Here is a 23,680-nt window from a genome sequence, read left to right on the forward strand (position 1 = left end):
CTACCGGAGCAGCCGCCCGAGGCGCTCCGCCAGGTGCTCCACGTGCGGCGGCCGGAGCACGCCGTGGTGGTCTCCCGGCACGTCCTCGACCGTGAGCCCGGACGGCACGAGGCCCCCCCAGCCATGGGTGGGGTCTCGCTCCGCGCCTCGCCGGGCATCCCTCGCCCGGAGCAACACCACCCGCCCCGCGGAGGGCTCGGGCGTGTAACGCGACACCGCCTGGAGGTTCGCCCGGACCACCTCCACCACCGCCCGCACCTCCTCCAGCCGCGTCCCCACGGGCAGCCACCGCGCCTCCACCGCATGGCTCCACAAGGCGCGCAGCCGCTCCTCCGTCGACAGGTTCTCGAAGGACTCGGGCGTGAGCCGTGACTCCTGGCCCGCGCTCCGCGCCAGATCCGCCGCGAAACCGGCGAACAGCAGGGCCTCATTTCCCTCGGGCCCGGGCGACTCCGAGGGCGCGAAGCTGTCGAGCAGCACCAGCAACTCCACCTCCTGCCCCTGGCGCCGCAGCTCCCTCGCCATCTCGAACGCCACCGTCCCCCCCAAGGACCAGCCTCCGAGCAGATAGGGGCCCTCCGCCTGCACGGCGCGCACCTGCTCCACGTACCGCCGCGCCATGTCCTCCACCCGCGTGAGCGGCGCCTCGCGCCCGTCCAACCCCGTGGCCCGCAGCGCATGGAAGGGACGCCCGGTCCCCAGCCGCCTCGCCAGCTCCGCGTAGCACAGCACGTTGCCTCCCACCGGGTGCACCCAGAAGAAGGGCGTCCCCGTCCCCTCCGCCTGGAGCGTCACCCGGTTGCCCTCGTCCGCCCCGGGCACTCCCTCGCGGGACTGGATGCGCTCGGCCAGCGCGCCCAGGTCCGGCGCCTCGAAGAGCACCCGCAGCGGAAGCTCCACCCCCAGGCGCTGCTTCACCCGCGCCACGAGCTGCGTCGCCAGCAGCGAATGCCCTCCCAGCTCGAAGAAGTTGTCGTGCAGCCCCACCCGCTCGACCTGGAGCAGCTCGCGCCAGAGCCCCGCCAGCTCGAGCGCCACCGGCTCCTCGGGCCGTACGTACCCCGGCGAAGCGCGCAGTGGCTCGGCGAGCGGCTGCTCCGGAGTCCGCGTGGGCACGGGCCTCTCTCCCAACAGCCGGAGAAGGGAGACCTCCGGCTGTCTCGCCACCGCCCCGAGCAGCGCCACCAGCTCCGAGGCCCACCTCGCTACCGTGCCTTCCTCGAACAGGCTCGCGTCGTAGTCGAACACCCCACGCAGCCCTCCCTCCGCCTCCTCCTCGAAGAACAGGGAGAGATCGAACTTCGCTCCCCCCGCCACCGCCTCGAGCGCCGTGAGCGTGAGCCCCGGCAGCTCCAGCCGCTCGCGAGGCTGGTTCTGCAACGAGAACATCACCTGGAAGAGCGGCGTGTACCGCATGTCCCGCACGGGCCGCAGTTCCTCCACCAGCTTCTCGAAGGGCACGTCCTGGTGCGCATACGCCCCCAACGCCACCTCCCTCACCCGCCCCAGCACCTCCCGGAACGTCGGCGCCCCACCCACCCGCGTCCTCAACACCAGCGTGTTCACGAAGAAGCCAATCAGCCCCTCCACCTCCGCCCGCGTGCGCCCCGCCACCGGCGAGCCCACCACGATGTCCTCCTGCCCGCTCCACCGGCCGAGCAACACCTGGAAGCCTCCCAGCAGCACCATGAACAGGCTGCACCCCTCGCGTCTCCCCAACTCCCGGAGCGGCTCCACCACCGCCTCCGGCACGACGAACGCATGCGCTCCCCCGCGAAACGCCGGCTCCGCGGGCCGAGGCCTGTCCAGCGGCAGGTTCAGCACCGGAGGGCTGCCCGCCAGGTGCTCGCGCCAGTACGCCAACTGCGTCTCCAGCACCTCGCCCCGGAGCCACTCGCGCTGCCAACGAGCGTAGTCCGCGTACTGCACCGGCAGCTCCGCCAGCGGGCTCGGCTCCCCTCGCGACGCGGCCCCATACAGCGCCGCCAGCTCGCGCACGAAGACGCCCATGGACCAGCCATCCGTGACGATGTGGTGCATCGTCATCAGCAACACGTGCTCCTCCGGCGCCAGGCGCAACAGCGTCGTCCTCAAGAGCGGCCCGTGCGCCAGCGAGAACGACTCGCGGGCCTCGCGCTCCGCCAGTTGGTGCACCCGCTCCTCGCGCGTCTCCCTCGGCAGCCCCGAGAGTTCCACCCGCCCGAGGGACACCGCTCCCAGCGCATCCACGCGCGCCACCGGCCGTCCTTCCACCTCACCGAACGTCGTGCGCAGCACCTCGTGCCGCTGGAGGATCGCCGCCAGCCCCCGCTCCAATGCCGGGACATCCAGCGCGCCCATCAGCCGCACCGCGTACGGGATGTTGTAGGTCGCGCTCCCGGGCTGGAGCCGATCCAGGAACCACAGCCGCTGCTGCGCGAAGCTCAGCGGCACCTCCCCCTCGGGACGCCGAACCAGGGGCGGTGGTGCCAACAACCGCACCGCCCTCCGGGGAGCCGCCTCCACCCGCCGGGCCAATGCCTCCAACGTGGGCGAATCGAAGACGGCGCGCAACGGCAACTCCACCGCGAACGCGCTCCGGATACGGGACACGAGCCGCGTGGCCAGCAGCGAGTGTCCGCCCAGCGCGAAGAAGGAGTCCGTCGCCCCCACGCGCTCCACGCCCAGCGTCGCGGCCCACAGCTCCGCGAGCCGCCGCTCGGTGTCCGTCCTCGGCGGGACGAAGCCCTCGCTCCGCGAGACCCCTCCGGGCAACGGCAGCGCCTGGCGATCCACCTTGCCACTCGGCGTGAGCGGGAAGGAAGGCAGGCTCATGACGGCCGCGGGCACCCAGGCCTCGGGCAGCCGCGCCGCGAGGACGGAACGGAGCGCGGCACCCTCCACCCCGGCCCCCGCCACCACGTAGGCCACCAGCCGCTGATCTCCCGGCCCGTACTCGCGCACGACGGCGACCGCGTCCCGCACGTCCGGCTGCTCCCTCAGCACCGCTTCCACCTCGCCCAGCTCGATGCGGTAGCCGCGCAGCTTCACCTGGAAGTCCACGCGCCCGAGGAACTCCACCGTCCCATCCACCCGCCACCGGGCCCGGTCTCCCGTCCGGTACAGCCGGGCTCCGGGTTCGCTCCCGAAGCCATCCGGCACGAAGCGCTCCGCCGTCACGTCCGGACGGCCGAGATAGCCGCGCGCCAGGCCCGCCCCCCCGATGTACAGCTCTCCCGCCACGCCCACGCCCACCGGCCGTCCGTGCCCATCCAGGATGTACAGCCGCACGTTGTCGATGGGCCGTCCCAGCACCGGGCGCTCGTGCGCTCCCCCGATGAGGCACACCGTCGCGTCCACCGTGCACTCGGTGGGTCCGTAGACGTTGAAGGCACGCACCCGCCGCGCCGCGCCCAGCCGCCGCCACAGCACCTCGGAGATGGCCTCACCGCCAATCAACAGCGTGAGGGCGCGCGGGGTCTCCTCCAGCCAGCCCGTCTCCACCAGCAACAGGAGCTGGGAGGGCGTGCAATCGAAGACATCCACCCGCTGCCGCTCCAGGTACTCGCGCAGCGCCTCGCCGTCGAAGCGCACCTCCTCCGGCGTCAGGTCCAGCACGTGGCCCTTCAACACCTGGAAGAGCTGCTTCACCGACGTGTCGAAGGACACCGAGCCGTTGACGCTCACGCGCCGCGCCGGCTCCAGCGATGCGTACACCTCGCGGTGCAGCGCCTCGATGAGGTTGACCACCGCGCCCTGGCGCACCATCACCGCCCGCGGCTGGCCCGTGCTGCCCGAGGTGTAGATGGCGTAGGCGAGGTGCTCCGGCCCCGCGCCTCCCACGACGGGAGTCTCCGGCCAGGCCCCCGGGGCCTCGGCCTCCGCGTCCAACCGCAGCAGCCGGACCCCCGGCCCCACGAGCCCCTGGGCCACCTCGCCCGCCGTCACCACCACGCCCGCCCCCGAGTCCGCCACCATGTAGCGCAGCCGCTCGGGTGGATACGCCGGGTCCAACGGCACGTACGCCCCGCCCGCCTTGAGGATTCCCCAGAGCCCCACCACCAGCTCCAGCGAGCGCTCCACGCACAGGCCCACGCACACGTCCGGGCCCACCCCCATCCGGCGCAACCGGTGCGCCACCTGGTTGGCCCGTGAGTCCAGCTCGCCATAGGTGAGCCGCTCGGCCCCCATCACCACCGCCAGTGCCTCCGGTGCGTGCCTCACCCGCGCCTCGAACAACGCCGCGAGCCCCTCGCCCCCCTCGCGCGCCACCGCCGTCGCGTTCCACTCCCGCAGCACCCGGCCGCGCTCCGCCTCGTCCAGCGGAGACAGTTCCACCACCGGGCGCCCGGCATCCTCCACCATGCGGGTGAGCAGCGTCAGCAGGTGCCCCAGCATCCGCTCCGCGTCCGCCCCGTCGATGCGTCGCTCGTCATGAAAGAGGCGCAGCCTCACCTCCTCGTTCGTCTCCGCGATGAGCGTCAGCGGGAAGGTGTCCAGCTCGTGCCCCCTCACGTCGCGGATCTCCAGCGCCCCCCCCGCGCCAAGGGCGGCGTCCATCGGGTAGTTCTCCACGACGGCCAGCGTCTCGAAGAGCGGCGTGCCCTGCGGCACCTCCCTCCAGCGCTGGACATCCACCAGTGGCGTGTAGTCGTACTGCCTCATCTCCACGAGCCACGCCTGGAGTTCTCGCAGCCACTCCCCCACGGCCTTGCCTCGCGGCACCCGCACGCGCACCGGCAGGGTGTTGATGAACAACCCCACCATCTCCTCCACGCCCGGCAAGGACGCGGGACGGCCCGACATCGTGCAGCCGAAGACCACGTCGTCCTCGCCCGCGTGGTGGCGCAGCAGCAGCGCCCAGGCCCCCTGGATGCACGTGCCCAGCGTCACCTGCTGGCGGCGCGAGAACGTCCGAAACGCCTCGGTGGTCTCGGGGCTCAGCCGCGCATGCCACTCCCGGCGCACCGGGCCTCCCTCCGGCGGAGCGCCGCGATCCGCTCCCACCCGCGTGGGCGAGGTGAAGCCCGCGAGCGACCGGCGCCAGAACGCCTCCGCCGCCTCCAGGTCCCTGCGCCTCAGCCAGTCGATGAAGTCCCGGTAGGGACGCGGCTCGGGCAGGGAGAGCACCTCGCCCCGGCTCAGCGCGCCGTAGCGGCCGAACACCTCGCCCATCACCCGCGGCACCGACCAGCCATCCAACAACAGGTGCGAGTAGCTCCACACGAAGTGCCACACCCGCTCCCCGGTGCGCAGCAGGGCGAGCCTCATCAACGGCGCCCGCTCCAGCTCGAAGCCCCGCCGCCGATCCGCTTCCACCCACGCCGCGAGCCGGGCCCCCTGCTCCGAGGCGGGCACCTCCCTCCAGTCCTCCGAGTGGAGGGGAAACCGGACGTCGCGCAGCACCACCTGCACCGGAGTCTCCAGCCCATCCCAGAAGAAGGCGGTGCGCAGCTGGGCATGCCGCGCCACCGTCTCCCGCCAGGCCCCGGCCACGGCCGTCACGTCCAGTTCCCCGTGCACCGCCCAGGACATCTGGTTGAGGTAGACGCCCGCGCTCGTGTCACGCAGCACGTGGAAGAGCAGTCCCTGCTGGAGCGGAGAGAGCGCGTACACGTCCTCGATGTTCCGCCGCAGCCGGGCCTCGCCCCGCGTCACCCGCTCCACCAGGGAGTCCAGCTCCCGGTGCCCGAGCGCCGCGAGCGGGAAGTCGGACGGCGTGAAGCCCCCCGCGTCCTCCCTCGTGCACCGGGCGATCAGCGTCCGCAGCGCGCGCAGGAAGTCCCGGGCGAGCGCCTCGATGGTGCCACGCTGGTGCACGGTCTCGCTGTACGTCCAGGAGAGCTGGAGACGGCCCTCGGACACGATGGCACTCACGTCGATCAGGTGGCGGCGCCGGGTGCCGCCCGCCCAGGTGGGCCCCACCGGCTCGGAGGCCATCGAGACCGGCGCGCCCTCGGGCAGCACGTGGTCGAGCTGGCCCAGGTAGTTGAAGGAGACCTCGGCGTCGGGAAGGGCCCGCAGCCCGGGCTCGCGGGACAGGTAGCGCAACACGCCGAAGCCCACGCCGCGCCGGGGCAGCCGCCGCAGTGTCTCCTTGACGCTCACGAGCCCCGCCTCCGGAGGCGCTCCGTCCGCCGTCTCCAGCACGACCGGGAAGAGGCTGGTGAACCACCCCACGGTGCGCGACACGTCCACGCCCTCGAGCATGTCCTCGCGGCCGTGTCCCTCCAGGTCCACGAGCAGCACGGGCGAGCCCGTCCACCGCCGGAAGCTCTCCGCCAGCGCGGTGAGCAACACCTCCTCCACCCGTGTCCTCCAGGCACGCGGCACCTCGTGGAGCAACGCCCGCGTCTCCTCGGCGTCGAGCTCCATGCCCACCTGGCGCGAGGACGCCACCGTGTCATCGCCTCCCGGCAGATCCACCGGCAGGCGCGCGACGCGCTCCCACGGAAGGCCCAGCCAGTAGCCGGTCTCCTCGTGCGCGGCGGGAGTGCCCGCCCAGGCCTCCAACCGTTCCGCCCACTCCCGGAAGGACGTCGTCTTCGGAGGCAGTTGGACGGCACGTCCCTCGCGCAACTGGTGCCACGCGGTGAGCAGGTCCGTCAGCAACACCCGCCACGACACACCGTCCACCACGAGGTGGTGGATGACGAGCAGCAACCGCCCCGGCTCTCCCGCCCCCAGGTCGAACAGCACCGCGCGCGCGACGCTCCCGCCCGCCAGGTCCAACGACACCTGCGCCCGCGTGGCATGGGCCTCCAGGGCCGCACGGCGCTCACCCGGCGCGACTCCGGACAGGTCCACCCGCTCCAACGGGAACCGGCCCTCACCGCCCGCGTTCTCCTGGCGCCAGCCCCCGCCATCCCGCGTGAAGCGCATCCGCAGCGCGTCATGGTGCAGGTACAGGTGCTGGAGGGCCCGCTCCAGCAGCCCCGCGTCCAGGGGCTCACCCAGGGAGAAGAGCAGCGCCTGATTATAATGATGCGGCTCCGGCGACTCCTGCTCGAGGAACCAGTGCTGGATGGGCGTGAGCACCACCGGGCCCGTCACCCGGCCCTGCTCGGCCACCACTCCGGGCGTCGAGCCCGCCACCGCCGCGAGCCGGGCCACCGTCGGATGGGAGAAGAGCTGCCGGGCCGTGACGTGCACGCCCGCCTGCGCCGCCCGCGAGATGATCTGGATGGCGAGGATGGAGTCGCCTCCCAGCTCGAAGAAGTCATCGTGGATGCCCACGCGCTCGTGGCCGAGCACCCGGGCCCACACCTCGGCCAGGGACTGCTCCACGGGCGTGCGCGGGGCGACGCTCGGTGTCGCGGCCGTGTCCCGGACTCGCTCCGGCGCGGGCAACGCCCGGCGATCCAGCTTGCCGCTCGTCGTATAGGGCAGCGCATCCAGGACCACGAAGGCCCCGGGAATCATGTACTCCGGCAACCGCTCGCGCAGCCGCTCGCGCCACTCGCGCACAGAAGGCGCTGGCCCTCCCGCCTCGGGCACCACGTAGGCCACCAGCCGTTGATCTCCCGGTCCGTACTGGCGCACCAGCGCCACCGCGTCACGCACGCGCGGCTGCTCCCTCAGCGCCGCCGCCACCTCCCCCAGCTCGATGCGGAAGCCACGCAGCTTCACCTGATCATCGGAGCGGCCGAAGAACTCCAGCTGGCCATCCGGCAGCCACCGCACCACGTCGCCCGTGCGGTACAGGCGCGCGCCCGGGGCCGCGCCGAAGGGATCCGGAATGAAGCGCTCGGCCGTCAACTCCGGGCGTCCGAGATAACCCCGCGTCACGCCCGCGCCACCGATGTACAGCTCCCCGCGCACCCCCGGGGCCACGGGCTTCAGCTCCGCGTCGAGCACGTACGCCGTCGCTCCCGCGAGCGGCCGTCCAATGGGCACCACGGGCGAGCCCGGCGGGCACTCGGCGGCCGTCGCATAGATGGAGACCTCCGTCGGCCCGTACGCGTTGACGAACCGCCTCCCCACACCCCAGCGCGCGGGCAGACGGGGTCCACACGCCTCGCCCGCCACCATCATCGACTCCAGGGCGGGCAACGCCTCCACGGGCGTCACCTCCAACACCGAGGGCGTGAGCACCGCCGTCGTCACCCGCTCCTCGCGCAGCACCCGCAGCAGGTCCGCTCCCGGCATCAACGCCTCGCGCGGCGCCATCACCAGACACGCCCCGTCGCTCAGCGCGCCGTAGATCTCGAACACCGACACGTCGAAGCTCGCCGAGGCGAACTGGAGCACCCGCTTGTCCGGGCCGATCGCCCACGCCCAGCGCGTGCCCTTCACCGTGTTGCTCGCGCTCTGGTGCTCCACCAGCACGCCCTTGGGCTTGCCCGTGGAGCCCGAGGTGTAGATGACATAGGCCAGTTGGCCCGGCTCCAGCGCCACGGCCGGAGTCGTCCGCGGCTCGCGCGCGAGGCGCTCGCGCTCCGTGTCCAGCAGCACCCTCCGCACGCCCGTCCCCTCCAGCCACCCCGCCGTGCGCTCCTGGGCGAGCACCCGCACGGCCCCACTGTCCTCGAGGATGGATCGCAGCCGCGCCGCCGGCCAGGACGGATCCAACGGCACATAGGCCCCGCCCGCCTTGAGCACCCCGAGCATCGCGATGATGAGTTCCGGCGAGCGCTCCAGGCACACCACCACCCGCGCTTCCGCCCCCACCCCCTGGCCCCTCAAGTGGTGCGCGAGCTGGTTCGCTCTCGCGTCCAGCTCGCCATACGTGAGCCGCTCCCCGGCGAAGCGGATCGCCTCCGCCTCCGGTGCAGTCCGGGCCCACCGCTCGAAGGACCCGTGCAGCAACTCCGGCGCGTACGCGCGGACGTCCGCCCCGCTCCACTCCCGCAGCAGCCCCCGCGCGGTGTCGTCCACCAGGGACAGCTCGCCCAGCCGAGATCCGGGCCGGGCCACCATGGACTCCAGCAGGTGGCGCAGTTGCCGCAGCATTCCCTCCACATGCGCCCCGCCAAAACGCGCGCCGTCATACGACAGGTGCAGCGGCAGTTCGCGCCCCGGCGACGAGATGAGCGTCAGCGGATGATGATCCACCTCCAACGAGCGCGTGTCGCGAACCTCCAACGCGGGCAGCGACGTGGCCAACGCCGTGTCCACCGGGTAGTTCTCGAAGATCATCAGGCTCTCGAAGAGCGGCGTGCCCGCGGGCACCTCGCTCCAGCGCTGCACCTTCACCAGCGGCGAGTGCTCGTGCTGCCGCATCTCCATCAGCCACGTCTGGTTGCGCCGCAACCACTCCACGAGCGGCTCGTCCGGAGAGAAGCGCACACGCACCGGCAGCGTGTTGATGAACAGGCCCACCATCTGCTCCACGCCGGGCAACTCCGGCGGACGGCCCGACACCGTGGTGCCGAAGACGACGTCGCGCGTGCCCGCGTGGTGACCCAACAGGAGCGCCCAGGCCCCCTGCACCACCGTGTTGACCGTGAGCCCGTGCTGGCGCGCGAACGCATTCAGCGCCTCGGTGGCGGACTCCGACAGGTGGACCTGCCGCGACCGCCGGCCCGCGTCCGCCGGATGCCCCGGGGAGCGCCCCAGCTCCGTGGGCTCGGAGAACCCCTCGAGCGCGTGGCGCCAGAACCGCTCGGACTCCTCCAGGCCTCGCCCCTGGAGCCAGGCGATGTAGTCCCGATAGGGCCGCGACGGCTCCACCCGAGGTTCCACCCCCCGGGTGAGCTGGTCATAGAGCGCGAAGACCTGACGGACGACGATGGGCACCGACCACCCATCGAGCAGCAGGTGGTGGTGGCTGAAGACGAAGCGGTACGCCGCGTCTCCCGTGCGCAGCAAGGCCAGGCGGACCAGCGGCGGCGTGGACAGCGAGAAGCCCCGTTCCCGGTCGGCTTCCAGCCACCGCGTGAAGCGGGCGTCCTGCTCGGCGGCGGGCACCCCGCGCCAGTCCTCCTGGACGAACGGCAGCTCCACCTCGCGGAACACCCCCTGGAGCGGAACGTCGACGCCCTCCCAGAAGATGGCGGTGCGCAGGATGGGATGCGCCTCCACCACCTGCCGCCAGGCCCTCGTGAACGCGGAGAGCTCCAGCGTGCCGCGCAGCTCGGTCGCGAGCTGGTTGAAATACACCCCACCGCCCGCCGCCTGGAGGACGTGGAAGAGCATGCCCTGCTGGAGCGGAGAAAGCGGGTACAGCTCCTCGAGGTTGCGCCGACCCCGCGCGCCCTCCCGGGCCACCCGGGCCACCAGGACGTCCAGCGCCGACTGTCCCAGCGGGGCCAGCGGGAAGTCGGACGGAGTGAGCACGCTCGCCCCATCCTCCGCCGCGCACCGCCCGAGCAGCGCACGCACGGACGCGAGGAAGCCCCGCGACAGCGACTCCACCGTCTCGCTCCGGAAGACCCGCTCACCATACGTCCAGGACACCTGGAGGCAGCCTCCCGAGATGATGGCGTTGACGACGATCCGGTGCGAGCGGCGTGCCCGCGGCTCCTGCGTGGGCCCCACGAAGTCGGAGAGCAGCGCGAGCGGAGACTCGGGGGGCAGCACGTTGTCCAACTGTCCCAGGTAGTTGAAGGCCACCTCCGCCGGGGGGAGGGCTCCCAGCCGCGCGGCCACCTCGCCCTCGCGAGACAGGTAGCGCAGCAGACCAAAGCCCAGCCCACGCTCGGGGACGCGGCGCAGGGCTTCCTTCACCGCCTTGAGTCCCGACTCGGGCACCCGTCCGTCTCCCGCCTCCAGAACCACGGGGTACAGGCTGGTGAACCACCCCACGGTGCGCGACACGTCCACGCCCTCGAGGACGTCCTCGCGGCCATGCCCCTCCAGGTCCACGAGCAGCGCGGGCGCGCCCGTCCACTCCCGGAAGGTCTCCGCCAACGCGGTGAGCAGCACCTCCTCCACCCGCGCGCGCCAGGCCCGGGGCACCTCCTGGAGCAGCGCGCGGGTCTCCTCCGCGCCCAGCTCCACTCGCACCACGCGCGAGGTGCCCACGGTGTCCTCTCCGCCCGGCACGTCCACGGGTAGCCGGGAGACACGCTCCCAGGGCAGGCCCAGCCAGTACGCCGCCTGCCCCTGGACGGCCTCGGTCTGGGCGTAGGCCTCCAGCCGCTCCGCCCACTGCTGGAAGGACGTCGTCTTCGGCGGCAGGCTCACCGGTCCGCCCGCGCGCGACTGACTCCACGCCGTGAGCAGATCCGTCAACAACACCCGCCACGACACGCCGTCCACCGCGAGGTGGTGGATGGTGAGCAATAGCCGTCCCGGCTCCCCCGCCCCCAGGTCGTACAGCACCGCGCGCGCGAGCGTCCCCTCCTCCAGGTTCAGCGAGGACTGCACCCGGGCCGCATGCGCCTCCAGGGCCGCGAGGCGCTCACCGGGCTCCCGTCCGGAGAGATCCACGCGCTCCAGCGACAGACGGCCCTCGGGCCCTCCGTTCTCCTGGCGCCAGCCTCCGCCGTCCCGAGTGAAGCGCAGGCGCAGCGCATCGTGGTGCAGGCGCAGGTGCTGGAGAGCCTGCTCCAGCAACCCCGCATCCATGGGCTCGCGCAGGGAGAAGAGCAGCGCCTGATTATAATGATGCGGGGCCAGCGACTCCTGCTCCAGGAACCAGCGCTGGATGGGCGTGAGCACCACCGGGCCCGTCACCCGACCCTGCTCGGCCACCACCACGGGCGCCGAGCCCGCCACCGTCGCGAGCCGGGCCACCGTCGAGTGCGCGAAGAGCTGCCGGGCCGTGACGTGCACGCCCGCCTGCGCCGCCCGCGAAATGATCTGGATGGCGAGGATGGAGTCCCCACCCAGCTCGAAGAACTCGTCGTGGATGCCCACGCGCTCGTGCCCGAGCACCTGCGCCCAGACCTCCGCCAGCGTCCGCTCCACCGGCGTGCGCGGCGGCTCATAGGCGAGCGCCACGTCCCGCGTGCGCTCCGGCTCGGGCAGCGCCCGGCGATCCACCTTGCCACTCGTCGTGAGCGGCAGGGCCTCCAGCACGACGATGTCCGAGGGAACCATGTACTCCGGCAGCCGCTCGCGCAGCCGCTCACGCAGGTCGCGACCCGAGGGCGCCGGCTTCCCCGCGGCAGCGACCACGTAGCCCACCAGCCGTGAGCCCTCCTGGGGCCCCGGACGGAGGACCACCACGGCCTCTCCCACCGACTCCAGCGCCCGCAGCGCCGTCTCGATCTCTCCCAGCTCGATGCGGAACCCGCGCAGCTTCACCTGCTGATCGGCGCGGCCCAGGAACTCGAGCTGCCCGTCCGGCATCCACCGCACCACGTCGCCCGTCCGGTACAACCGCGCCCCGGCTTCACCACTGAAGGGATCGGGGATGTAGCGCTCGGCGGTGAGCTCCGGGCGCCCGAGGTAGCCCCGCGTCACGCCCGCGCCGCCGACATACAGCTCACCCCGGACGCCAGGCGCCACCGGCCGCAGCCTCGCGTCGAGCACGTAGGCCGTCGTCCCCGCGAGCGGCGGGCCCAGGGGCGTCACGGGCGCGTCCGGCGAGCACTCGGCGATGGTGCAGCAGATGCTCACTTCCGTGGGCCCATACACATTGCCGAAGCGCCGGCCCGGTCCCCAGCGCGCGGGAAGACGCGGACTGCACGCCTCGCCCGCCACCAGCAACGACTCCAGCTCGGGCAGGGCCTCCACCGGCGTGGCCTCCAGCACCGAGGGCGTGAGCATCGCGCCCGTCACCCGCTCCTCGCGCAAGAGCCGCAGCAGCCCCGCTCCGGGAAGGATCGACTCGCGGGGAGCCATCACCAACGTCGCGCCGCTCAGCAGGGTGCTGAAGATGTCGAAGGCGGAGGCATCGAAGCTCGCCGAGGCGAACTGCAAGAAGCGCTTGCCGGGCTGGGCCGACCACCAGCGTGCCGCGGAGGCGATGGTGTTGCGCACGCCCCGGTGCTCCACCAGCACGCCCTTGGGCCGTCCCGTCGAGCCCGACGTATAGATGATGTAGGCGAGCTGCCCGGGATCCACCGCCACCTCGGGAGCGCTCCGGGGCTCGCGCGCCAGGGTCTCGCGCTCCACGTCGAGCAGCACCTTCCGGGCGCCCGTCCCCTCGAGCCAGGCCGCCGTGCGCTCCTGGGCGAGCACCAGGACGGCGCCACTGTCCTCCCGAATCGCCTGGAGCCGCGCCGCGGGCCAGGAGGGATCCAGGGGCACGTACGCCCCGCCCGCCTTGAGCACTCCGAGCATCGCGATGATGAGTTCCGGCGAGCGCTCCAGGCACACCACCACCCGCGACTCGGCCGTCACGCCCTGGCCGAGCAGGTGGTGCGCGAGCTGATTGGCCCGTGCCTCCAGCTCCGCGTACGTGAGCCGCTGGGAGCCGAACACCAGCGCCTCCACGTCCGGCGTCCGGGCCACCTGCTGCTCGAAGAGCCGGTGCAGGGCCTCGGGCCGGGGGACCTCCGCCCCCGGGGTACCCCACTCCCGGAGTCGCCGGGCCTCATCCCCGCTCACCGGGGACAGCTCGCGCAGCCGCTGACCGGGCCGGGCCGCCATGGACTCCAGCAGGTGGCCCAGCCGCGCCAGCATCTGCTCCACGTACGCCCCATCGAAGCGCGCCCCTTCATGGGAGAGCTCCAACCGCAGCTCGCGCCCGGGCACCGCGACGAGCGTCAGCGGATGGTGGTCCGTCTCCACCGAGCGCACGTCCCGCACCTCCAGCGAGGGCAGCGGCGTGGAGAGCGCGGCGTCCACCGGGTAGTTCTCGAAGACCAGCAGGGTCTCGAAGAGCGGCGTGCCCGCGGGCACCTCGCTCCAGCGCTGCACCTTCACCAGCGGCGAGTGCTCGTGCTGCCGCATCTCCAGCAGCCACGCCTGGAGCGCACCCAGCCAGGCCACCAGCGGCTCGTCCGGAGTCAGCCGCACGCGCACCGGCAGCGTGTTGATGAACAGGCCCACCATCTGCTCCACGCCGGGCAACTCCGGCGGACGGCCCGACACCGTGGTGCCGAAGACGACGTCCTCCCGCCCCGAGTAGTGCCCGACGAGGATCGCCCAGGCCCCCTGCACCACCGTGTTGACCGTGAGCCCGTGCTGGCGCGCGAACGCGCTCAACGCCTCGGTGGCCGCGGCGGACAGGTAGCGCTTGCGCGTGGCGCGGCCAGTCCGAGCGCCATCCCCCGTCACCGGGAAGCCCCTGCCCAGCTCATTGGGCTCGAAGAAGCCCGCGAGCGAGCGGCGCCAGAACCGCTCGGACTCCTCCAGGCCCCGCGATTGAATCCACTCGATGTAGTCCCGGTACGGCCGTGACGGCTCCACCCGTGGCGAGTGCCCCCGAGCCAGGCTCTCGTAGACGACGAAGACCTGACGGATGAGGAGCGGAACGGACCACCCGTCCAGGAGGATGTGGTGGTGGCTGAAGACGAAGCGGTACGTCGTGTCCCCCGTGCGCAGCAGGGCAAGCCGCATCAGGGGCGGCGTGCCGAGATCGAACCCCCGGCGCCGGTCCTCCTCCATCCACGTGGCCAGCCGCGCCTCCAGCTCCGAGGGCGGAACGCCACGCCAGTCCTCCCGCACGAGCGGCAACTCCACCTCGCGCAGCACGACCTGGAGGGGCTCGTCGACATCGTCCCAGACCAGGGCCGTGCGCAGGATGGGGTACGCCTCCGTCACCTGCCGCCAGGCCTCGAGGAAGGTGGAGATCTCCTGGGGGCCGCGCAGCTCACACGAGAGCTGGTTGAGATACAGGCCGGTGCCCGGCGACTGGAGGACGTGGAAGAGCAGGCCCTGCTGGAGCGGGGAGAGCGGGTAGAGATCTTCGAGGTTGTCGCTCATCGGGTCTTCTTGCCGAAACGGGCGGAGAGTTTGTCGAGTTGGTTCTGCTTGACCTTCGCCAGCGGGAAATCGGAGGGAGTGTGGCCGCCCGCCTCGGGGGACTGGCAGTGGGCGATCAGCTCGCGCAGCCGCGTGAGGAAGTCCGCCGCGAGCCGCGCGACGGTGTCCTCGCGGTGCGGGGCCTGCCCGTACGACCACGTGAGCTGGAGCCGGCCCCCCACCACCGCGCCCACCACGTCGAGCAGGTGGGGCCTGCGATTGCCTGGGCCCCGCTGTGCTCCCGCGCTCTCGGGCGCGAGCGCGAGCAGTCCGCCCTCCGCCAGGGCTCCATCCACCTGTCCGAGGTAGTTGAAGCTCAGCTCCGCCCGGGGGAGTGCGACGAGCGGCGAGGGCTCCACGAGGTGGCGCAGCAGCGCGAAGCCCATGCCCTTGGAAGGCACGGCGCGCAGTTGCTCCTTCACGGCCCGCAGGGCCTCACCAGGACCCTTCGCCTCCTGGAGGTCCAACAGCGCCGGGAAGTACGTGGTGAACCAGCCCACCGTGCGCGAGACGTCCAGCCCGGCGAGCAGCTCCTCGCGGCCATGACCCTCCACGTCCACGAGCACCAGCGGATTGCCCGTCCAACGCCCCACCACCTGGGCGAGCGCCGTGAGGAGCACGTCGTTGATCTGCGTGTGGTACGCGCGGGGCACGTCCTGCAGCAACGCCCGCGTCTCCTCGGCGGTGAGGCTCCCGCTCACGCTCCGCACGAGTCCCTCGGAGTTGTCGCCCCCCGACCCGTCCACCGGCAGGCGCGTGACGCGCGACCAGGGACGCGCCAACCACCAGGAGCGCTCGGCCTCCAGGGCGTCCGAGCGGGCATGCTCGGAGAGACCCCGCGCCCAGGCCTGGAAGGAGGTCGTCTTCGGCGGCAGCTCCGGCGCGGCCCCCACGGAGAGCCGCGAGTAGGCCGTGAGCAGATCCTCCAGGAGGATGCGCCAGGAGACCCCGTCCACCACCAGGTGGTGCAGCACGAGCAACAGGCGCCCGGAGCGCCCCGCCCCGAGGTGGAACAGCACCGCCCGGAGCAGCGGCCCCTCCTCCAACCGCAGCGAGCCCTGCACCTGCGTGGCCCGCCGCTCCAGCTCCGCCGCCTGGAGCTCCGCGGCAACGCCCGACAGGTCCACCTGCTCCACCCGCGGCGGCATGCCCGGGGCCTCGCACACCTGCCGCCAACCATCCGCCTCGCGCGCGAAGCGCAGGCGCAGCGCGTCGTGGTGCTCCGTCACGTGCGTCAGCGCCCGCTCCAACACCTCCACGTCCAGGGCCCCGCGCACCTCCAGGAAGAGCGACATGTTCCAGTGGTGGGGCTCGGCGGGCGCCTGGTCGAAGAACCAGCGCTGGATGGGCGAGAGCGCCACCGGACCCGTCACCGGCTCCTGCTCGGCCCGCACCGCCAGCCGCGTGTTCGCCACCGCCGCGAGCCGGGCCACCGTGGGATTCTGGAAGAGCTGGCGCGGTGACAGCTCGATGCCGGCCCTCGCCGCCCGGGTGACGATCTGGATGCTGAGGATGGAGTCCCCACCCAGCTCGAAGAAGTTGTCGTCCACCCCCACGCGCTCCACGCCGAGCACCTCGCGCCACAGGCCCGCGAGCCGCTCCTCCAGCTCGTTGCGAGGCGCCACGTACGCCGTGCTCCGGCCGCCGGACTGGAACTCCGGAGCCGGGAGGGCCCGCGTGTCCACCTTGCCCGGACGCGTGCGCGGCAGGGCCTCCAGCTCCACGAAGGTGGCCGGCACCATGTACTCGGGGAGCCGCTCACGCAGGAAGGCACGCAGCGCCTCCGCCTCGGGGCCCGGGCGCCGCTGGGGCACGACGTAGCCCACGAGCCTCCGGACGCCCCGTCCGTCCTCGCGCACGACCACCGCCACCTCGCGCAGCCCCGGGTAGGAGGCGAGCGCCGCTTCCACCTCTCCCGTCTCGATGCGGAAGCCCCGCACCTTCACCTGTCCGTCCTGGCGTCCGAGGAACTCCAGCACCCCGTCCGCGCGCCAGCGCACGCGATCTCCCGTGCGGTACAGCCGCGCGCCGGGGCTCGGCTCGAACGGATCGACCAGGAAGCGCTCGGAGGTCGGCCCCGGGCGTCCCAGGTAGCCGCGCGCCACGCCGGGGCCACCCACGAACAACTCTCCCGGCACGCCCACGGGCGCGAGCTGGAGCCGCTCGTCGAGCACGTACACCCGGGAGCCCGGAATGGGACGACCGATGGGCACCGGCCCCGAATCGGAGGGATCCACCCGGTGCTGCGTGCACCAGATGGTGGCCTCGGTGGGACCGTACTCGTTGTAGAGCGGCGTGTTTGGCAGGGCCTCGTGGTGGGCGCGCACGAGCTCACGCGGGAACACCTCGCCGCCCAGGCAGACGGCGCGCACGCAGGAGAGTCCCCCCGCCGGAGCCGCCGCGAGAATCTGGGCGTAGAGCGCGGGCACGAAGCCCACCAGGTGCGTGACGCCGTGCCGCGCGAGCGACGCCGCCAGGGCCCGGGGATCCTCCATCACCCCCGCTTCCGGGAAGCGCATCGTGCCCCCGTGCAGCAGCGTCCAGAACAGTCCGGCGAGCGAGGCGTCGAAGGTGAACGGCGACAGCGAGACGCAGATGCCCGGCGCGCCGTACACCTGGGCCCGGGCGCGCGTGGCGTGCACGAGCTGGCGGTGCTCCACCACCACGCCCTTGGGAACACCCGTGGAGCCCGAGGTGAAGAGGACATAGGCGGCATGGTGCGGCTCGGGGGGAGAGCCTGGAGGCGTCGCCGGCTCGGAGGCCGCGTCCTCCAGGGCGACCACCGCCCGACCTTCCCTGCCCTCGAACCGGCCACTCAGGGCGGCGCGGGTGAGCACCACTCGGGCCCCCGCCTCGTCGAGCACGAGCCGCATCCGCTCCGGCGGGTGGGCGAGGTCCAACGGGAGCCAGGCGCCGCCCGCCGCGAGCGTGCCCAGGATGGAGGACACCACGTCCAGGGGACGCTCCAGCCCGAGCGCCACGACGGACTCGGGGCCCACGCCCTGGCGGCGCAGCAGGTGGGCGATGCGGTGGGCGCGCGTGCACAGCTCCCGGTACGACAGCACCACGGTGGCATCGGCCAGGGCGGGCGCGTCGGGAGTCCGGGCGGCCTGCTCCTCGAACAGCGCCCACACGGTGGTGGCGTCCGCGCGAGGGAGCGGCGGATTCCACTCCGTGAGCAGACGCTGGCGCTCGGCGTCGGACAGGAGCGACAGCGCGGAGAGCCGCTGCTCCGGCCTCTGGGTGATGCCCTCCAGCAGGCGCAGGAAGTGCTCGCCCATGCGGGCGATGGTGGCCGCGTCGAAGAGGTCGGTGTTGTACTCGAGCCCGGCCCCCAGGCCCTCCGGGCCCTCGCGCATCTCCAGCACGAGGTCCATCTTGGAGGCGCCCATGTCCAGCTCCATGCCACTCAAGGTGAGCCCCGCGAGCTTCACCGTGGGCATGGGCGTGTTGTGCAGCACCAGCATCGTCTGGAAGAGCGGCGAGTGGCCGAGGTCTCGGGTGACGTTCAGCGCGTCCACGAGCTTCTCGAAGGGCGTGTCCTGGTGGGCGAAGGCGCCCAGGGAGGTGGTGCGCACGCGGCCCAGCAGCTCCAGGAACGTCGGGTCTCCAGAGAGCCCGGCGCGCAGGACCACCGAGTTGATGAAGCAGCCGACGAGGGGCTCCAGCTCGGGCCGGTCGCGGCCCGCCACGGCGGTGCCCACCGCGAAGTCCTCCTGCCCGCTGTAGCGCGACAGGAGCAACTGGAAGGCGGCCATGAGCACCATGAAGGGCGTGGCCCCCTCGCGTCGGGCGAGCGCTCCCAGCGAGTCGGCGAGGCTCCGGGGCACGCTGAAGTGGTGCCGGGCGCCCCGGTACGTCTGCACCGCCGGCCGGGGACGGTCCGTGGGCAGGCGCAGCATGGGCACGTCGGCCAGCGTCTCCTTCCACCAGGACACGCCCGCGTCCAGGGCGGGGCCACGCATCCACTGGTGCTGCCACGCGGCGTAGTCCGCGTACTGCACGGGCAGCTCGGGCAGCGGCGCCGGAGCACCCTTGACGAAGGAGGCATACAACACGGCCAGCTCCTTCATCATCACGCCCGCGGACCAGCCATCGGAGACGATGTGGTGCGGGGTGACGAGCAGCACGTGCTCCGTGTCGTGCACGCGCAGCAGCGCCGTGCGCAACAGCGGCCCCGCGGACAGCTCGAAGGGACGCCGGGCCTCCTCGCGGGCCCACCGGGCGATCGCCGCTTCACGCTCGCCGGAGTCCTCCAGCACCGTGCGCTCCAGGGGCACGGACAGCGAGGGGGCGATGTGCTGGACGGGACCGGAGTCCTCCAGGGAGAAGGTGGTCCGCAGGGCCTCGTGGCGGCGCACCACCTCGGCGATGGCTCGCTCCAGCGCGGAGACGTCCAGGTTCCCGCTCAGACGGATCGCGGACGCGTTGTTGTAGGCCACGTTCCCGGGCTCGAGCTGATCCAGGTACCACAGCCGCTGCTGGGCGAAGCTGAGCGGCAGGGACTGCTCCCTCGGCACGCGGGTGATGGGGGGAGGGCCCTCGGCACGGGAACCCTGCTCCCCGCGAGCGGCGGGAGCCGGAGACCGGGCGGGAGCCGGACGGGGCGCCGAGGAGGGCTTCGCCTCGAGCAGCTCCACGGAGCCGTCGGCGCGCAGGCGGGCGCGCTGCCCCGTGGTGAGCAACCGCGCGCCCACCTCGGACGGATGGGGCACGAGCCGATCGCGCGTGGCCTCCGGGGCCAGCCAGAAGCCCTGGGGCACCCAACCCCCGCCCACGGCCAGCGCTCCGGCCACGCCCACGGGAACGGGCTGGCCTCGCGAGTCGAGCACCTGGAGCCGCACATGCGCCGGAGGAGGCGGAAGGATGGAGGGCTCCGGACTCGCCTCGGGACGCACGGGCAACCAGGTGCCGGGCCCGAACGCGTGCTCACGGCGCACCACTTCCACCCCGGCCGCGCGAGCGAGCGAGGCGGCCAGCTCGGGAGCCACCCCGTCGACGAGGAGCCGGCGCACCGGACGGAGCGCCTCGGCCACTCCGGGCATCGCGACGAGCGCGCGGGCCAGCGCGGGCGTGCAGTGCAGGTGGGTGACCCCCGCGTCGCGCACGAGCGCCAGCAGGGCCTCCATCTCCGCGCCGCTCTCGTGCAGCACGACGGTGGCCGGGCCGGTGTCCTCGGGCTGGGAGCGCCGCCGCAAGGCGTCCAGGTGCGGCAGGCTGCCCAGCGTCGCCTCGGTGCTCGCGCCGAAGTCCACGAGGCAGGCCAGCTCGTCCACGTCCAGCCGCCGCACCCGCTCGATCATCGGGAGGCAGGACTCGGGCGTGCCGAACAGGCCGCCGTCCTCCAGGTAGCGCTCGAGCCCGTGCTCCAACAGCGCGTCCATGTCCCCGGGCGTCAGCGCGCGCGGATCCACCTTCAACCCCTGGCTCGCGGCGAAGCCACTGAAGATGTCCACCGAGCCGCGGAAGTAGCGCAGCAGGGGCTCGCGCACGGTGCGGCGCACCTCGGCCACGTCCGAGCCCACGAAGGTGTGGATCATCAGGCTCACGTGGCCCCGGCCGGGACCATGCCCGTGCTGCCGCCACGCCTCGCGGTAGAGCGCCACCTTCTCCGCGAGCGAGTCGAGCTGCTGGCCCATCAGGTTGGTGAGCACGTGGGCGCCCATCTCCCCCGCGAGCCGGAAGGTGTCGGGGCTGCCCGCGGCCGTCAGCCAGAAGGGCAGCTCGGCCTGCACGGGACGGGGCCGGATGGAGATCTCCACCTCCTGGCCATCGCCGTTGCGGCGGCGCACCGAGCCGCCCCGCCACAGGTGGCGCACCGCCTCGATGCCGCGCAGCATGATCTCCTTGCGGCGCGCGTAGTTATCGGGAGCGAAGACGAAGTCGTTCGCATGCCACCCCGAGGCGAACGACACGCCCGCGCGGCCTCCGGAGAGGTTGTCGATCATCGCCCACTCCTCCGCGACCTGGATGGGGTCGTGCAGGGGGATGACGACGCTGCCGGCGCGGATGCCGATGCGCTCGGTGACGGTGGCGATGCCCGCGCCGGTGATGGCGGGGCTCGGGTAGAGGCCACCGAAGGCGTGGAAGTGGCGCTCGGGCGTCCAGATGGCCGAGAACCCATGCGTGTCGGCGAAGCGGGCACCGTCGAGCAGGAGCTGGTACTTGCGCCGGCCGAGCCCATCCTCGTCGTTGGCGAAGTACGAGAGGCTGAAGTCCAGCGCGCGGCGGGACGAAGCCCCCCGCCCCACCGGCACGAACCGCGAGTGAGGGGACTCGGGAGGAAGGACGACCCGCAGGCCCCGGCTCAGGGCCCAGAGCACCTCCAGGCCGCCTCCGTGCACACCGGGCTCCTCGGACCAGAGCCACGCGCCCCCGGGCGCCGAGCCCTGCGCCTCATCGAGCGCGTGGAGCAGGTGCGCCACGGTGCGGTGCGTGTGGATGCCCTGGAGCGGAGCCCCGGAGGCACTGGCCAGGGGCTCGAGGCACACCATGGCCCCGGCGTCCGGAGTGGCCCGGGGGAGCGGCGCCAACGAAGCGGTGTCCACCTCGGACAGCGCATCCACGCGCAGCACCCGGGAGGCGTCGAGCACCAGACTCGTCTGGAGCCGCGAGTGCGTGAGCAGCAGCGGGGGCTCCACGCCTTCGGGAGAGAGCGAGGCCAGCTCGCGAAGCCGCGCGGGAGGCAGGAGGACCCAGGCCCCACCGGCCTCCATCACGGACCAGAGGGCCACGAGCCGCTCGGCCGAGGGCTCCAGGCACACGGCGACGAGCCGCCCCGGACCCACGCCCCGCTGGACGAGCAGCCGGGAGAGTCGCAGGGACTGATCGCGCAGCTCGCGCCAGGTGAAGCTCCGGACACCAGCGAGGACGGCGAGCGCCTCGGGAGCGAGCGAAGCCTGTTGCGCGAGCAGGGCCGGCAGGGGCGTCACCTCGGGAGCCGGGAGCGGAGTGGCGGCCGGAGGGCGCTCGGCGTCGGTGAGCAGGGGCAGCGCGGAGAGCCGCTGGTGCGGGTCGGCCACGGCGGCGTCGAGGAGCGCCTCGAGGTGGCCGAGCAGCCGGTCGATGGTGGGCGGCTCGAACAGCTCGGCGGCGTATTCGAGACTGCCCTCGAAGCCGTGCTCGCCCTCGCCCATGAAGATGGAGAGGTGGGAGAGCGTGGCGCCGAACTGGGCGGGCACGTCCGGCACGTCCACGAGCTTCAGCCGGAGGCCGGACAGCTCCATGCTCGAGGGGAAGCCGGCGTGGAGGACGAAGAGCGCGTCGAACAGGCGGGCGCGCTCGGGATCCTTGGCGGGCTCCAGCTCGCGCACGAGGTGCTCGTAGGGGATGTCCGGGTTCGCGTAGGCGCCGAGCGTGGTGTCGCGCACGCGGGACAGCAGCTCCAGGAAGGAGGGGTCTCCCGAGAGGTCCGTGCGCAGGGGGACGGCGTGGGCCACGTAGCCGATGAGCGGCTCCAGCTCGCCCCGGGTGCGGTTGCCGATGGGCGTGCCCACGACGATGTCCTCGTGTCCCGCGTAGCGGGCCAGCAGCGCCTTGAAGGCGGCCAGGAGGATCATGAAGTCGGTGAAGCCCTCGCGCTGGCCGAGCGCGTGGACGGCGTTGGTGAGGCGGCGGGAGAAGCCGAACACGCGGCGGGTGCCGAGGAGCTGGCGGACGGAGTCCCGCGGACGGTCCACGGGCAGCGCGAGCGGAGCGGGAGGCCGCGCCATGCGCTCGGTCCAGTAGGCGTGCTGGGAGGCGAAGGCGCCCGAGGCCAGGGCCCGGCGCTGCCAGGCGGCGTAGTCCAGGTACTGCACGGACAGGGGCGGAAGCGGCGAGGGCTGGCCCTGGACGAAGGCCCCGTAGAGCGCCGCCAGCTCGCGCACGAGCACCACCATGGACAAGGTGTCCGAGACGACATGGTGCACGGTGGCGAGCAGCAGGTGGACGTCCGTGTCGATGCGCACGAGACCCGCGCGGATGACGGGACCTTTCTCCAGGGAGAAGGGCCGGGCCGCCTCCTCGCGGGCGAGCCGCAGCGCCTCGGCCTCGCGCGCCTCCGGCGAACCTTCGAGCACGGTGACGGAGAGGGGCAGCGACAGCGAGGGGAGGACGCGGAGCACGGCGCGTCCGTCCACGGTGGCGTAGGTGGTGCGCAGGGCCTCGTGACGGCGGATGACCTCGGCGAGGCTCCGCTCCAGCACGGCCACGTCGAGCGAACCCGTCAGCCGCAGGGCCACGGGCATGTTGAGCACCGGGTTGCCGGGCACGAAGCGATCCAGGGCGCACACGCGCTCCTGGACGAAGGACAACGGCAGCTCGCCCTCGCGAGGAACGGGAACGAGCGGCGGCACCGGGACGCGGCCCACGCCGGGCCCCTGCTCCTTCAGGCGCGCCTCGATGCGCGAGGCGACCCCCGCCACCGTGGGGGCCTCGAAGAGATCGCTCAGCGGGAGCTGCACGGGGAAGGTCTCGCGCAGGCGCGTGAGCATCTGCGCGGCCATCAGCGAGTTGCCGCCCAGCTCCAGGAAGTTGTCATGGAGACCCAGGTCCGCGATGCCCAGCCGCTCGCGCCAGATCTCCATCACCTGACGCTCGATGTCGTTGCGAGGACCCTGCCCGGACGCGGCGACGGGAGCGGCGGCCGGAATGACGGGAGCGGGCGCGGGAAGGGCCGGAGCGGGCGTGGGCGCCTCGGGCTCCAGCCAGCGGGACTCCAGGGCGAAACGCTGCCGCTCGAAGGGATAGGTGGGCAGGGACAGCCGCAGGCGCCGCTCGTGCGAGTAGAAGCGGTCCCAGCGCACCTCGAGGCCAGCGCTCCACAGCTCACCGAGCGCCTCCAAGAGTGTGGCCTGCTCGGACGCGGAGCCACCCGCGCGAGGCAGCGACGGCACGGCGAGGGCACCGGACTGTCCCCGCA

At 72.8% G+C, this 23,680-nt stretch carries 2 protein-coding genes (1 of these 2 cut by a window edge); both read right to left on the reverse strand.

Features of this window, described 5'->3' with window-relative positions:
• Complete coding sequence (locus CYFUS_RS38310) at window positions 1–14,739, reverse strand: non-ribosomal peptide synthetase (RefSeq protein WP_095989705.1); 14,739 nt, start codon at window positions 14,737–14,739, stop codon at window positions 1–3.
• Window positions 14,736–23,680, reverse strand: partial view of a hybrid non-ribosomal peptide synthetase/type I polyketide synthase gene (locus tag CYFUS_RS38315; RefSeq protein ID WP_095989706.1) — the 3' portion only. It continues 2,458 nt past the right edge of the window; only the last 8,945 of its 11,403 coding nucleotides appear in the window; the start codon falls outside the window, past its right edge; the stop codon is at window positions 14,736–14,738. The genes CYFUS_RS38310 and CYFUS_RS38315 overlap by 4 nt, the downstream gene beginning before the upstream one ends.

It is taken from the genome of Cystobacter fuscus, assembly GCF_002305875.1.
Taxonomy (GTDB): Bacteria; Myxococcota; Myxococcia; order Myxococcales; family Myxococcaceae; genus Cystobacter; species Cystobacter fuscus_A.

Bases quoted from the DNA above. Each gene is read 5' to 3' on its own strand.
- CYFUS_RS38310 (WP_095989705.1), bottom strand. From the start codon at position 14,739: ATGAGCGACAACCTCGAAGATCTCTACCCGCTCTCCCCGCTCCAGCAG.